Annotated in this window: 12 protein-coding genes; 10 read left to right on the top strand and 2 right to left on the bottom strand. The window is 71.4% G+C overall.

Translation table 11 applies throughout. From position 1 onward, the window contains the following. Positions 1 to 78 precede the first annotated feature (78 nt). Genes BLV94_RS41765 through BLV94_RS41745 form a run of 5 tightly spaced genes read left to right on the top strand, consistent with a single transcriptional unit; the run spans position 79 to position 4972 of the window. Positions 79 to 690: a GNAT family N-acetyltransferase gene (locus tag BLV94_RS41765; RefSeq protein WP_072945379.1), complete on the top strand. Its 612-nt coding sequence runs from the start codon at positions 79 to 81 to the stop codon at positions 688 to 690. After that, positions 687 to 2261: a phytoene desaturase family protein gene (locus BLV94_RS41760; RefSeq protein WP_072945381.1), complete on the top strand. Its 1575-nt coding sequence runs from the start codon at positions 687 to 689 to the stop codon at positions 2259 to 2261. The genes BLV94_RS41765 and BLV94_RS41760 overlap by 4 nt, the downstream gene beginning before the upstream one ends. Beyond that, on the top strand, positions 2258 to 3070 hold the full coding sequence (locus tag BLV94_RS41755) for a carotenoid biosynthesis protein (protein ID WP_072945413.1): 813 nt from the start codon (positions 2258 to 2260) through the stop codon (positions 3068 to 3070). Before BLV94_RS41760 ends, BLV94_RS41755 begins: the two co-directional genes overlap by 4 nt. Positions 3071 to 3101: 31 nt before the next feature. Beyond that, a complete protein-coding gene (locus BLV94_RS41750; protein WP_072945383.1) occupies positions 3102 to 3815 on the top strand; it encodes an LppM family (lipo)protein in 714 nt (237 codons plus the stop codon). Beyond that, positions 3812 to 4972: a glycosyltransferase family 2 protein gene (locus BLV94_RS41745; RefSeq protein ID WP_072945385.1), complete on the top strand. Its 1161-nt coding sequence runs from the start codon at positions 3812 to 3814 to the stop codon at positions 4970 to 4972. Before BLV94_RS41750 ends, BLV94_RS41745 begins: the two co-directional genes overlap by 4 nt. On the opposite strand, the gene metF is transcribed toward BLV94_RS41745, so the two are convergent. After that, positions 4965 to 5930, bottom strand: a complete 966-nt coding sequence (metF, locus tag BLV94_RS41740) for a methylenetetrahydrofolate reductase [NAD(P)H] (protein WP_206015927.1) — start codon at positions 5928 to 5930, stop codon at positions 4965 to 4967. The genes BLV94_RS41745 and metF overlap by 8 nt on opposite strands. Positions 5931 to 6000: 70 nt before the next feature. On the opposite strand from metF, the gene BLV94_RS41735 reads away from it, so the two are divergent. From BLV94_RS41735 to BLV94_RS41720, 4 genes are all read left to right on the top strand, one after another. Then, positions 6001 to 7218, top strand: coding sequence for a polyprenyl synthetase family protein (locus BLV94_RS41735; RefSeq protein WP_179377862.1), 1218 nt, complete (start codon positions 6001 to 6003; stop codon positions 7216 to 7218). 8 nt (positions 7219 to 7226) lie between these two features. Beyond that, positions 7227 to 8825: a phytoene desaturase family protein gene (gene crtI / locus BLV94_RS41730; protein WP_072945390.1), complete on the top strand. Its 1599-nt coding sequence runs from the start codon at positions 7227 to 7229 to the stop codon at positions 8823 to 8825. Between the two features lie 121 nt (positions 8826 to 8946). Beyond that, on the top strand, positions 8947 to 10551 hold the full coding sequence (locus tag BLV94_RS41725) for an alpha-(1->6)-mannopyranosyltransferase A (RefSeq protein WP_072945556.1): 1605 nt from the start codon (positions 8947 to 8949) through the stop codon (positions 10549 to 10551). A gap of 7 nt (positions 10552 to 10558) precedes the next feature. After that, complete coding sequence (locus BLV94_RS41720; protein WP_072945415.1) at positions 10559 to 11494, top strand: phytoene/squalene synthase family protein; 936 nt, start codon at positions 10559 to 10561, stop codon at positions 11492 to 11494. A gap of 7 nt (positions 11495 to 11501) precedes the next feature. Here the strand turns inward: BLV94_RS41720 and BLV94_RS41715 are convergent, their stop codons facing one another. Beyond that, entirely contained in the window at positions 11502 to 11870 is a 369-nt protein-coding gene (locus BLV94_RS41715) for an Rv2175c family DNA-binding protein (protein ID WP_072945416.1), read from the bottom strand. A 110-nt stretch (positions 11871 to 11980) separates the two neighbouring features. Here BLV94_RS41715 and pknB point away from each other — a divergent pair, with 110 nt between their 5' ends. Continuing rightward, positions 11981 to 13999: a Stk1 family PASTA domain-containing Ser/Thr kinase gene (gene pknB / locus BLV94_RS41710; RefSeq protein WP_244163770.1), complete on the top strand. Its 2019-nt coding sequence runs from the start codon at positions 11981 to 11983 to the stop codon at positions 13997 to 13999. The last annotated feature ends 12 nt before the right edge of the window (positions 14000 to 14011 follow it).

Genomic DNA, 14011 nt, shown 5'->3' with positions numbered 1-14011 from the left:
TCGCCGGATCCCCGCCATCGAACATCTGTTCGACCTATTCAATATAGCTGGACCCACCGACACGTCGTCAAGAGAAAGGTGAGACCGGTCGAACCGAACGCTGACCAGACTCCGCGCGTGGTCGAACTCTCGGCCGCCCAGTTCCGCGACCGCCTGCACGAGGCGCTGTCGATCTACGTCGCCGCCATGGGCTATCCCCACGGCACCGAATACCACCGGGCGCCGATGTGGAACGAGCACCTCCAGCGGTCGGGGTGGCGCGGCGTCGGCGCACTCGTCCCGGCCGGTGACGGATCCACCGATGACGCGGCCGCCCGCCTCGTCGCCATCGCCTACGGCTACCGCGGGGCCCCCGAGCAGTGGTGGCACCAGCAGGTCCGTTCCGGTCTGCGCCACACCGGGTGGACCCGCGACCAGATCGACGTGATCCTCGGCAACTACTTCGAACTCACCGAACTCCACGTCCACCCGGACGCCCAGGGACACCGGCTCGGCGAGACCCTGCTCCTGCGCCTCCTCGAACGCAGACCCGAACGCGGAGTGCTGCTCTCCACCCCGGAAGTGGCGGACGAGGACAACCGCGCGTGGCGGCTGTACCGCCGCCTCGGCTTCCGGGATGTCCTGCGCCACTTCCGATTCGCCGGGGACAACCGGCCGTTCGCGGTGCTGGGACGCGGGCTTCCCCTGTGATCGACGCGGTGGTCGTCGGGTCGGGACACAACGCGCTGGTGTCGGCGTGCTACCTCGCGCGGTCCGGGTGGTCGGTCGAGGTGATCGAACGCGACACCGTGCTCGGCGGAGCGGTGTCCACGGTGGAACGCTTCCCCGGATACAAGGTCGACCGTGGGTCGTCCGCGCACATCATGGTCCGGCACACGGGAATCGTCGAGGAACTCGACCTCGGCGCGCACGGCCTGCGGTACCTCGACTGCGATCCGTGGGCGTTCGCCCCCGCCCCCGCGGGGACGGACCGGCCCGGGATCGTGTTCCGCCGCAGCCTCGAGGGGACGTGCCGGTCCATCGAGGAGTCCTGTGGGGCCGCGGACGCCGACGCGTACCGCCGGTTCGTGGACGTGTGGGGTCCGCGCAGCGCCCGCGTCATGCGCGCGTTCTCGAATCCGCCGACCGCGCCCGCGCTGCTCTCGTCGTTCTGGGGGCTCGACACGGGCGGCGGCGGCAGCGACCTCTCCCGGCAGTTCCTCGGTTCCGGCGACGCACTGCTCGACGAGTATTTCGACGACGAACGACTCAAGGCGGCACTCGCATGGTTCGGCGCCCAGTCCGGTCCGCCGATGTCGGAGCCGGGGACGGCGCCGATGGTCGGGTTCGCGGCCTTGATGCACACCGTTCCGCCCGGCCGGGCCGTCGGCGGCAGCGGAGCCCTGACCGCGGCGCTCGCCTCTCGGCTGCGGTCGGACGCCGGGACGGTCACGCTCGGCGAGTCGGTGGTCTCGCTGAGCCGCGACGGCGGCACCTGGACGACCCGGACGTCGTCGGGCCGCGAGATCCGCTCCCGCGCGGTGGTCGCGGGCTGCCACGTGCTGACCACCCTCGGCCTGCTCGAACGCGGCGGGTACGACGCGCAGACGCTCGCCCGGTGGCGTCGCCGGATCCGCGTCGGCCCGGGGATCGGGATGGTGGTGCGGCTGGCGACCGACGCGCTCCCCGCCTATCCGAGTGCGCCCGACGACACCGTCACCCACGGGCTCCAGCTGCTGGTCTCGGATCGCGCCCAGCTGCGGCTCGCGCACGGGGCGGCGCTCGCCGGGGAGCTCCCGCCGCGGCCCGCGGTGCTGGGGATGAGCTTCAGCGGGCTCGATCCCACCATCGCGCCCGAAGGCAGGCACCAGGTGACCCTGTGGTCGCAGTGGCAGCCGTACCGGCTGACCGGCGGCAGGCGGTGGACGGACCTCGCCGCGCCGGAGGCCGATCGGATCGTGGCGGAGATGGACGCGCTGGCACCCGGTTTCGGCGAGTCCGTCCTCGACCGGCACGTGCAGTCTCCGCAGGACCTCGAAGACGAGATGGGTTTGCTCGGCGGCAACGTCATGCACGTGGAGATGTCACTGGACCAGATGATGATGTGGCGTCCCCTTCCCGAGTTGTCGGGGCACCGGGTTCCGGGAGCGGACCGCCTGTACCTGACGGGGGCCTCGACCCATCCGGGTGGCGGGGTGTCCGGCGCGAGCGGCCGCAGCGCCGCCCGGATCGCGCTCCGCGACGACCGAAAGGGTCTGGCCCGCGTGTGGCGCCGGCGATGACCGCCCGCGTTCCCGCCGTTCTCGCGGGGGCGGCGATCGCGGCGCAGATCCTCTACCCGCTGGTGCACGGCGGGGTCCGCGACGTCGTCACCGTGTTCGTCGTCGTCCTGCTCGCCGCCGCCTCGATCACCCATGCGGCCGTGACCCGGGGCGGACGCTGGGCGGTGGGACTCGTGGTCGTGACGGCCGGGCTGGGTCTGGTCTCCGAGGTCGCCGGGACGGCGACCGGCTTTCCCTACGGCTGCTACGACTACAGCGTCGACCGGCTCGGTCCCGCGCTCGCCGGGGTGCCCCTGGTGGTGCCGTTCGCCTGGACCGCCGGCTTCTACCCGGTGTGGTGTGTGGCGTCGGCGCTCGCCCGCGGCCCGCACCGGCGGGCCGTCCGGGTCGCGCTGACGACCGTCGGCGTCGTCGGCTGGGACCTGTATCTGGACCCGCAGATGGTCGCGGACGGCCAGTGGCGCTGGTGCGTTACCGACGCCGGCCTGCCCGGGGTCGAGCACATTCCGCTGACGAACTACGCGGGGTGGTTCGTCGTCGCGACGGTGATGGCGGTCGCGGTCGACCGGATCGACCGCCGCTTCGGCAGGGGAACCCGGCACCGCGACGGCGTCCCGATCGGGTTGTTCCTGTGGACGTGGCTGGGTTCGGCGCTGGCCCACTCCGTCTTCCTGGACGCCCCCGAGTTGCGGTATTCGGCGGTCTACGGGTGGTGCGCGATGGGAATCCTGGGAGTTCCCCTGCTGGTCTCGCTGCTGCGGCCGGGCGTCCGGCGCCCCGGGGCCCGCGACACGCACCCTCACGCCTGACACCGAACCGGTCCCCTGGCACGATACGACTGTGCAGCTGCCTTCGGTTCCGACCTCGACCCGCTCGCGGAGGGCCGCGTCCCTCGCCGTCCTCGGACTTCTCCTCGTACCGTTCCTCGCGGGATGCCTGCGGGTTCAGGTGTCGATGGGCGTGTCCGCCGACGACCGGGTCTCCGGCCAGATCGTGGCCGCCGCCGTGCCGGCGAACGATCAGGACAAGGGCCCCCAGCTCACTCCCCCCGGCTCGCTGTCGGACAAGGTGCGTGTCCAGGAGTACAAGAAGGACGGCTACGTGGGCAGCCAGGCGTTCTTCAGCGACCTCACGTTCGGCGACGTGCAGCAGCTCGGCACCATGTCGGAGCAGGCCACGGGAAGTTTCCAGATCTCGCTCCAGCGGACCGGCGACCTCGTGACCCTCGACGGGAAGGCCGATCTCAGTTCGGTCCCCGCTCAGGGCACCGACGTGCAGTTCACGATCGCGTTCCCGGCCCGCGTCGCCACCACCAACGGCACCCGCGAGGGCGATTCGATCGTGTCGTGGAAGTTGCCCGCCGGCGACACGTCGACGATCCGGGCCGAGGTGCGCTATTCGGATCCCAGCACCCGCAGTTTCGCGGGCTGGGCGGGCATCATGGCCGGTGTGACGCTGGGTGTCGCCGTCATCGTCGGTGCGCTGGCGTGGATGGCCCGCAACAAGGAACCGGTGCTCGGCAGCCGTCGCGGACGGGACCACTCGGAGGTGTGACCGCTGCGCCGATCGAGCGGGTGGTCCGGTTCGGCTCCCTGGTCTCGGTGTTCGGTCTCGCCGTCGCCGCCGCCAACCTGCGCTCCGCACCGCGCCTGCCTACTCCGGCCCGCCCGGTCACCGAACCCGTCACGGTCTGCGTCCCGGCCCGGGACGAGCGCGACCGGTTGCCGGGCCTGATCCGCGACCTGCGGGAACAGCGCGGGGTCGACGATCTCCGGGTGTTCGTCTACGACGACGCCTCCACGGACGGGACGGCCGGGGCCGCGGAAGCGGCGGCCGGCGGCGACCCCCGGTTCTCGGTGGTGCGGGGAACCGCGGAACCGCCGCCGGGGTGGGTGGGTAAACCCGCGGCCTGCCACCGGGTGAGCGAGCACGCCTTCGCGCAGGGCCGGGCAGGCACCGGGATCCTCGTGTTCCTCGACGCCGACGTGCGGTTGCGCCCGGACGCGCTGACCGCCGCCTGCGCCGCCCTGCGCGCGTCCGACACGGCCCTGGTCTGCGCGTGGCCGTTCCAGCAGGCGGGGTCGGCAGGCGAGGCCCTGGTGCAGCCGCTGCTCGGCTGGTCGTGGGCGGCGACGCTGCCCGTCCGACTCGCCAACCGCTCGCGGCGCCCGTCCACCGCCGTCGCCTGCGGGCAGTTCATGGTCTTCGACGCCGCCGCGTACCGCGACGTCGGGGGTCACCGGGCCGTCGCCGACAGCGTGACCGAGGATCTCGACATCGCACGCCTGCTTCGCCGGTGCGGGCGGGCGACCACGCTGGTCGTGGCCGGCCGGTCGGCGTCGTGCCGGATGTACGAGGACGCCGGAGCGCTGCGCCGCGGCTACGACCGCTGGCTGTGGACGGCCTTCGGCTCCCGCCCCGGCGCCGCCGCGGTCCTCGGTGTGGCGACCGTGGCGTACCTGGTGCCGCCGGTGGCTCTCGCGGCAGGACGGGGACGGGTCCGCCAGTGGGGCGCGGTGGGGTATCTCGCGGCCACGACGTCCCGGCTGTGTGCCCGGGCACTCGAACGCGGCGACCGCCTCACCACCGCGGACATGGCCGGCGCGCTCGCACACCCGCTGTCGGTGGCCGCGGTGACGGCGCTGACCGTGTCGTCACACCGCAGTCATCGGCGTGGGCGCACCCGGTGGAAGGGCCGGACGCTCAGCTGACCGGCGCCGGGGTGACCGGGGCCGGATCCGCCACACCCGAACCGACCTTGTCGCCGAGCCGGGCGAGCACCTCGCTGGTGGCGCGCGCGAAGTTGAGGGTGATGAAGTGCAGGCCGGGCGCACCCTCCGCGATGAGACGTTCACTCATCTCGGTGGCGAGGTCGATGCCGATCTCGCGCACAGCGGCGCGGTTCTCCTCCGGACCGTCGCCCGCGGCCGTGGCCAGCCGCTTCTCGAGGTGCGCCGGTAGACGCGACCCCGACAGTTCGAGCATGCGGCGGACCGACCCCAGCGACGTGATCGGCATGATCTCGGGGATGATCGGCTTCGCGCCCTGCTCGGGGTCGTACGCCGTCACCCGGTCGCGCAGACGCAGGTAGTCGTCGACGTCGAAGAACATCTGGGTGATCGAGTACTCGGCGCCGGCCCGCAGCTTCGACACCAGGTACCGGGTGTCGTGCGCGAGATCGGGCGCTCGGTAGTGGCCTTCCGGGAACGACGCCACACCGACGTGGAAGTCACCGAGGTCGCGGACGAGCCGGACGAGTTCCTCGGCGTACTCGACGCCCTGGGGGTGCTTCTCCCATTCGCCCAGCGGGTCACCGGGCGGGTCGCCGCGCAGGACCAGGATGTTGCTGATTCCGCGGTCGGCGTAGGCGCCGACCATCGACCGCAGCTCGTCGACGCTGTGGGACACGGCGGTGAGGTGCGCGACCGGCAGGAGTGTGGTCTCCTCGGCGAGCTGTCCGGTGACGCGGACCGTGCGGTCGCGCGTCGACCCGCCGGCACCGTAGGTCATGGAGACGAAGGCCGGACCCATCCGCTCGAACTCGCGGACGGCGCGCCACAGACGGGCCTCGGCGGCCTCGTCCCGCGGCGGCGAGAACTCGACGGAAAAGGGCACCCGACCGTCGCCGGACGACCGGATCCGGTCGACGATGGACGGGGTGCGGGTCACCCAGCCTTCGCTGGCCCGCCCCCTGACGGAATCGAATGTCACCCGTCCAGCATAGGTAGTGTCCGGCGCAATGCACCCACTGCGTCTCCGCAGGCACCCGGGATCCGGGCAACCGGCCGCCCGGACGAGCGCCCACTATGGTGGTGTCGACGCCTGCCGCCGGTCTCGGCGCGCACGCGAAATTTCGATCCTGGAGGCAACACTGTCCGTTGGAACGCGCCCCTCCGCCCTCGCGGCCGAGGTCGAAAATGCGCTGCGCGACTTCTTCACCAGCCGGCAGGACCTGGTCGACGCCGTGGGCGGCGGCTACCGCGAGGCCGTGACGACGCTCGAGGACTTCGTTCTGCGCGGAGGCAAGCGGGTCCGTCCTGCCTTTGCGTGGACCGGCTGGCTCGGGGCGGGCGGCGACGCCCGGGGCCCCGAGGCCGGGCCCGTGCTCCGCGCCTGCTCCGCGCTGGAACTGGTGCAGGCCTGCGCCCTCGTCCACGACGACATCATCGACGCCTCCACGACGCGCCGCGGGTTCCCCACCGTCCACGTCGAGTTCGCGGAACAGCACCGCGCCGGGGGGTGGAGCGGTGATTCCGCTCACTTCGGCGAGGGCGTCGCGATCCTCCTCGGCGATCTGGCCCTGGCCTGGGCCGACGACATGATCCGCGAATCGGGCATCACCCCGGACGCGTCGGCTCGCATCTCCCCCGTGTGGTCGGCGATGCGCACCGAGGTGCTCGGCGGGCAGTTCCTCGACATCAGCAACGAGGCCCGGGCGGACGAGTCGATCGATGCCGCCATGAAGGTCAACCGGTACAAGACCGCGGCGTACACCATCGAGCGGCCGCTCCACCTCGGCGCGGCACTCGCCGGCGCCGACGACACCCTGGTCTCGGCGTACCGCCGATTCGGCACCGACATCGGTATCGCCTTCCAGCTCCGCGACGACCTGCTGGGCGTGTTCGGGGATCCGGCCGTGACCGGCAAGCCGTCGGGCGACGACCTGCGGGCCGGCAAGCGCACCGTCCTGTTCGCGATGTCGCTGCAGCGCGCCGATGCGGGCGACCCCGCGGCGGCCACCCTGCTCCGCGAGGGCATCGGCACCGATCTGTCCGATTCGGACGTCGACACCCTCCGGAACACGATCACCTCGCTCGGCGCGGTCGCGGACGTGGAGAAGCAGATCGAGGATCTCGTCGCGAACGCGTTGTCCACGCTGGAGACGAGCACCGCCACCGCCGCGGCGAAGCAGCAGCTCACCGAGATGGCCGTCGCCGCGACGCGCCGCGACTACTGAGGCCCGCGGTGGCTCGCGCGCTCCGGACGGTTCCCGGCCGCACCGATCACGTCGTGGTCGTCGGCGCGGGCCTCGCCGGTCTCTCCGCCGCCCTGCACCTCACCGGATCGGGCCGCCGCGTCACCGTCCTCGAACGGGAGTCGTCACCGGGCGGCCGGGTCGGCACCTACCGCGGTCCCGGTTACGACATCGACAACGGCGCGACCGTCCTCACGATGCCCGAACTGGTCGGTGAAGCCCTCGCCGCCGTCGGCGCGAATTTCACGTCGACCCGCCCGCCGCTGGTCCTCGAACGGCTGGCCCCGGCGTATCACGCGCGGTTCGCGGACGGTTCCTCGCTCGACGTCCACTCCGATCCCGACGCGATGGCCGCCGAGGTCGGCCGGGTGTGCGGGCCGGACGAATCGGCCCGGTACCTGCGGCTGCGGCGCTGGCTCGGCCGGATCTTCGACGCCGAGTACCACCGCTTCATGGACGCGAACTTCGACTCGCCGCTGGATCTCGTCTCGTCCCGTGAGGCCGCGAAGGATCTGCTGACGCTCACCGCGCTGGGCGGATTCGGCCGGCTCGGCGCCCGGGTCGACCGGACCGTCACGGATCCGCGACTGCGCCGGATCTTCACGTTCCAGGCGCTCTACGCCGGCGTCGCCCCCGCCGACGCCCTCGCGGTGTACGGCGCGATCGCCCACATGGACACCTCGCTCGGCGTCTACTTCCCCCGGGGCGGGATGCGTTCGATCGCGCTCGCCCTCGCCGACGCCCTCACCACCGCGGGTGGGGAGATCCGGTTCGGCACCGAGGTCGCGGCACTCGAGCGAACCGGTGATCGCGTCGGCGCCGTCGTCACGTCTACGGGTGACCGCATCGACTGCGACGCGCTGGTGCTCACCGCCGACACGGCCGTCGTCGACGCGCTGCTGCGCCCGGTGACCCGCCGGACCCCCCGCCGGGTGCGGGTGTCGCCGTCCGCCGTGGTCCTGCACGGGACCGTCCCCACCGCGGTCGCATCAGGGTGGGCCGCCCAGCGGCACCACACCATCGACTTCGGTCACGCGTGGAAGCGGACGTTCGCGGAGATCACCGCACGCCGGGGACGCGGACGGCTGATGACCGACCCGTCGCTGCTGATCACCCGGCCCGCCGTGTCGGACCCGGGCCTCGCCGTGGACCGCGCGGGCACCGCCTCGGAACCGCTGTCGGTGCTCGCTCCCTGCCCCAACCTGCACAGCGCACCACTGGAGTGGTCCTCGCTGACCGGCCCGTACGTGACCGAACTGCTGCGCGAACTCGAGAAGCGCGGCTACAGCGGGATCGCGGAGCATTTCACCATCGACCACGTCGACACTCCGCTGACCTGGCTCGGGAAGGGCATGGCGGCGGGCAGCCCCTTCGCGGCGGCGCACGTGTTCCGGCAGACGGGCCCGTTCCGGCGCCCCAACCTGGTCGGGGGCCTCGACAACGTCGTCCTCGCCGGTTCCGGGACCGTGCCCGGTGTCGGGGTTCCGACCGTCCTGCTGTCGGGGAAACTCGCGGCCGCACGCATCACCGGGCCCGTCACGGCACGAAGTGCGCAATTGCACTCGAAAGCACGAAGTGCGGGAGGATAGGGCGAGGCGTGGCGAGAACTGGTGCCGGCAGCAATTAAACTGGTTCCTCGACCATGCGATGCGCGCGACGACGAGCGCACCGACCGCAACCGAACTCACCTCGGGGGAGGAATCTGCACTCATGACGTCCTCTGCCCGGCAGGCGACCGTCGCCGCTGCGACGACCACGCCGCAGCGGTCGTGGCCCCAGTCCACGGCCGACTTCCTCCGCAGCCCGGAGGGGCATGCCGCGCTCCTCGGTTTCGTGGGCGCCGTGATGATCACGTTCGGTGGTTTCGGTGCGGGCAGCGTCCGCCGCGAGGACCCGTTGCTCGAGGCGATGCACCTGTCGTGGCTCCGGTTCGGTCACGGTCAGATCCTGTCGACCGTCATCGTCTGGATCGGTGTCGTCGCGATGATCGCGGCGTGGGTGCGGCTGGGCCGCGCCACGCTCGGCGGCGACGTCACGCTCCGGCAGTTACGGATGGTCGTGCCGGTGTGGACGGCGCCGCTGCTGCTGGCCGTGCCGATGTTCAGCCGGGACGCGTACTCCTACCTGGCGCAGGGCGCGCTGCTGCGTGACGGGTTCGACCCCTACGCCGTCGGGCCGGTGGTCAACCCCGGGATCCTCCTCGACAACGTCAGCAACGTGTGGACCACCACCACCGCGCCGTACGGTCCGCTGTTCCTGCTGCTCAGTCAGGGCATCACCGCGATCACCGGCGACAACGTGATCGCCGGGACGATGCTGCTGCGCGTGACGATGCTGCCCGGGCTCGCGCTGATGGTCTGGGGCGTTCCGCACCTCGCGCGGCACCTCGGCGGTAATCCGGCCATCGCGCTGTGGCTCGCCGTGCTCAATCCGCTGGTCCTCGTCCATCTCATCGGCGGTGTCCACAACGAACTGCTGATGGTCGGCCTGATGATCGCCGGCATCGCGCTCGTCCTCGAGCGCCGCCATCTGGCCGGCATCGCGCTCGTCGCGGTGGCGGTCGCGATCAAGGCGACCGCAGGCGCCGCGCTGCCCTTCATGGTGTGGATCTGGATGCTCCACGAGAAGGAGAAGGCCGAGGCGGAAGGACGCACACCCGCGTCGCCGCTCGCGTCGTTCGCGAAGACCGCCGGCGCGGGATTCGCCGTGTTCGCGGTCGTCTTCGCCGCCGCATCGGCCGTCGCCGGTGTCGGGCTCGGCTGGATGACGGCGCTGTCCGGTTCGAACAAGATCATCAACTGGTTGTCGCTGCCGACGATCCTCGCCCACTTCGTGACCGTCGGAACGTCGTGGTTCGCGGACCTGCGGCTGGGCGAGGTCCTGGCCGTCACCCGCCCGATCTGTGCGGTGGCCCTCGTCGCGATCGTGCTCGCCGCCTGGTGGCGGTACCGGAAGACCGAGCGGGATGCGATCCTCGGAATCCTCATCGTCCTGGTCGCGATCGTGATTCTGTCGCCCGCGGCGCTGCCGTGGTACTACTCGTGGCCGATCGCCATCGCGGCCGGCTTCGCGTTGTCGACGCGGACCCTGATGATCCTCGTCGGGTTGTCCACCTGGTTGATGCTGGTCTTCCAGCCTGACGGGTCGATCGGGCTCTACACGTTGGCGCACGTGATGCTCGCGACGTTCGCCGCGGTCGTGGCGGCGGTGTCGCTGCGCACGGTCGACCCGCTGCGGCTGCGCGCACCCCGGCCCGTCGAGGAAGAGCGCACCTCCGACCTCGCAGGTGCTGCGTCGTCGCCCGGCCTCGAATGACCGGTCGATGACCGCGCTGTCCGACAGTTACCGGTACTGCGGCGCGGTGACGGCAGAGCACGGACGCACGTACCACCTGGCCACCCGGTTGCTTCCCGAGCGCCGCCAGGCCGCCGTGCACGCCCTCTACGGGTTCGCCCGCACGGTCGACGACCTCGTGGACGTCGATCCCGGCCGGACCGCCGGGGAGTGCGCCGCCGAACTCGACCGGATCGACGCGGTGCTACGGCGCGGCTTCACCGACAAGAACGCCGTCGGTGACACCGCCTGCTCACCGGAGATGCGGCGGGTCCTTCCCGCGTTCCTCGACACCGTGGCGGACTTCGCCATCCCCCACGACTACTTCTTCGCGTTCCTGAACTCGATGCGGATGGACGTTCCGGGGACTCCGGAGCACCGGGCCGACTACGGCACTCTGACCGAACTCCGCACGTACATGTACGGGTCGGCCGTCGTGATCGGATTGCAGATGCTGCCCGTCCTCGGCACCACCGGGCCCGGCGCCGAACCGCACGCCGCGGCCCTCGGGGAGGCGTTCCAGCTGACCAATTTCCTTCGCGACGTCGGCGAGGACCTGGATCGGGGCCGGGTCTATCTCCCGGCCGAGGAGCTGGCCGCGTTCGGAGTCGACACCGAACTCCTCGCGCAAAGCCGCCGCCGCGGCACGACGGACCAGCGCATCGTGCGGGCGCTCGCCCACCTGATCGCGGTCACCCGGTCGGTGTACCGGGACGCGGAACCGGGCATCGCGATGCTGGATCGACGCGTCCAACCCGGCATCCGTACGGCGTTCGTGCTGTACTCGCGCATCCTCGACGAGATCGAACGTGGCGGGTACCGGGTCCTCGACCGGCGCGCCACCGTTCCGCGGAGAAACCGGTGGGCGACGGCGGTGCCTCAGTTCGCCCGGCTCGCGGTGCCTGCCCGCGGCAGGTTGTGGTGACCGGCGGTCAGAATCCCATCGCCTGAGCGCGGCGGATCACTTCGCGGGCAAGGTCGCCGTGCAGGGCCTGGACGGGCGTGCCGGGGAGGCTGTCGTCCTCACGGAACAGCCACAGCAGGATTTCCTCGTCCTTGAATCCACCGTCGTGCAGCACCGCAATGAGACCGGGCAGCCATTTGAGGGTCTCACCGGTCTCGTCGAAGAAGAGTTCGGGGACGCCGAGGACGCCGTCGCGGCGCACAGCGATCAACTGCTGATCCCGCAGAAGCTGCTGCACGCGGGTGACGGCCACACCGAGGTTCTTCGCGACGTCCACCAGCTGGAGGAGCGAGACGGAAGGGTCCAGGACATCGTCACAGTAAGGGATGGCACTCACTCCCCTAACGTTATCTGGTCGCCTCCGGCGTGGCGCTACCGGTCGGTGTCGCTGGCTACGATTGAGGGGCGTGTGGCCGGGCTGCGCGCACTGACGGGGGAACGGACACTGTGCACGATGGAGGTCAACGTTTGATCGGCGAGCTGCTCGACCGGCGCTATCGGGTGGATGCCACGATCGCGCGTGGCGGCATGTCCACCGTGTACAGGGGGCTCGACACGCGTCTCGACCGTCCGGTGGCCATCAAGGTGATGGATCCGCAGTTCGCGGCCGATCCGGCGTTCGTGACCCGGTTCGAGTTCGAGGCCCGCTCGGTCGCGCGACTCAAGCACCCTTCCCTGGTCGCGGTGTACGACCAGGGACACGACCGCGATCACGCGTTCCTGGTGATGGAACTGGTCGACGGCGGAACGCTGCGCGAACTCCTGCGGGAACGCGGGCCGATGCCGCCGCACGCGGTGGCCGCGGTCGTGGGGCCGGTTCTCGACGCGCTCGCCGTCGCCCACCGGGCGGGTCTCGTGCACCGCGACGTCAAACCCGAGAACATCCTGATCTCCGACGGCGGTGAGGTGAAGATCGCGGATTTCGGTCTGGTGCGGGCGGCTGCGGCGTCGAACACCACGTCGCACAGTGTGATTCTGGGCACGGCGGCGTATCTGTCGCCGGAGCAGGTGACGTCGGGGATCGCCGACACCCGCAGTGACGTCTACTCCACCGGTGTCCTGCTGTTCGAACTCCTCACCGGACGGACCCCGTTCACCGGAGACACGTCGTTGTCCGTGGCGTATCAGCGAATCAACCAGGACGTTCCGCGGCCGGGTTCGTACATCGCGGGTGTGCCGCCCGAGTTCGACGAACTCGTCGCGGAGGCCACGCACCGGGAGCCGTCGCACCGCTTCGCCGACGCCGAGCAGATGGGTTCGGCGTTGCGCGGCATCGCGGCGGCGCTCGACCTGCCCGCGTACCGGGTGCCCGCCCCGCGACGCTCGGCGCAGCACCTGAGCGCCGCGGCCGCCGCGAGCGCTCCTCCCCTGACCGCGCCGCCGGGCCCCGTCGCACCGCCGACGGTGCACCTTCCGCCCGCCGCGCCGCTGTCGCCGCCCAGCCCGCTGCCTGCGCAGCCCGGAATCCAGCACACGAGGGTCGTCACCACCCAGACTCCGCGGCCGCCGATGGACGAACCGCCGTTCGCGGTGGACGACGAAACCGACGACGGCTACCACTACCCCGACTTCGCCGCCGAACGGCAGCGGTCCCGCCGGACCACGATCGTGTGGCTGCTCGTGATCCTGATGCTCGCCCTGGCGGTGGGTTTCGGTGGCTGGTGGATGGGTTCGGGCCGGTTCACCGCGGTCCCGACCACCGACGGTCTGTCGCGGGGTGCCGCGGTGACGGCGATCGAAGCGGCCGGTCTGTCGACGGAGATCCGCGGGCAGTATTCGGACACGGCGGCGCTCGACACGGTGCTGGGTACCGATCCGACGGGTGGGTCGCGGATCTCCCGGGACGGCACGGTGGCCCTGCTCGTCTCGCTGGGCAGGCCGACCGTCCCGCCGCTGCCCGCGGGCGGCGAACGCGCGGGGATCGAGCAGGAACTGCGGAACCGCACGTTCACCCCGGTCGACGGCGGTCAGGCGTTCAGCGCGAAGGTCCCGATCGGTGCGGTGGCCGCACTCGACCCGGCACCGGGCACGGAACTCGCGACCGGTTCCACGGTCAAACTGATCGTCAGCAAAGGTGCACCGCCGGTGGACGTTCCCGACGTGAAGGGCATGTCGGAGGCCGAGGCACGCGCGTCGCTCGAGGCGGTGGGCATCGTCGTGCAGGACACCACGACCGACTTCGACCGGAACGTCGCCGCCGGGGACGCGATCGCCACCAGCCCGAAGGCGGGCACCACTGTCAATGCGGGCACCAGCGTGACGTTGAGTGTGTCGAACGCGGTGCGGTTGCCGTCCATGCTGGGGCGGACCGTCGGATCCGCCCGCGACGAACTGGGCCGTCTCGGTCTCGACGTGAAGGTGCGTCAGGTGACCGACACCGACAGGTCACTGGTCATCGGCCAGAACCCGGGCAGCGGCGATCTGGTGAAACCGGGGAGCACGGTCACCCTGGTCTCACTGCCCTGACCCCGCGGGAGC

The organism is Rhodococcus koreensis, assembly GCF_900105905.1.
Classification (GTDB): Bacteria; Actinomycetota; Actinomycetes; order Mycobacteriales; family Mycobacteriaceae; genus Rhodococcus_F; species Rhodococcus_F koreensis.
The sequence above is the reverse complement of the archived record's forward strand: the minus strand, read 5'-3'. Positions and strand labels throughout refer to the sequence as shown.